This window comes from Treponema sp. R6D11, assembly GCF_054786075.1.
Genome location: NZ_BDHD01001287.1, coordinates 1 through 338, shown reverse-complemented (window position 1 = coordinate 338; position 338 = coordinate 1). Strand labels below are relative to the sequence as shown.

General features: G+C 45.9%; 1 protein-coding gene. It reads right to left on the bottom strand.

Annotation, left to right across the window (positions count from 1 at the left end):
- The coding region (locus ACYVTD_RS18460) for a PDC sensor domain-containing protein (protein ID WP_461249050.1) at positions 1–338 on the bottom strand (338 nt) is incomplete at both ends.

The window sequence follows — 338 nt, the reverse complement described above, 5'->3', positions numbered from 1 at the left end:
ACCCAACTGACCTCTGAAAGTTTTCCCTTGCTTACCAATTCATCGGCTAATGCTGAAAGGGGGATTGTAGGATCGCTCATCTTTTTTCCGAGATAGTCTTTGTTGGAATGTCCGATTATCGTTAAATCCTGGCTGATCAATACCCCGTAACTGTTGCCTTTTTCGGAAGCGGTATCGACGATTTTTTCTCCGATGCGGCCGGCTCTTACGTCAATGGCGACAACGCCCAAGCGGCTGCCGTCGTTGTTATAAATGCAACGGGAGTATGTTAATACGATTTCATCCGTTACTATGTCAATATATGGCACTGTTTCGGCAATGCCGTTTGGGGTATCAAT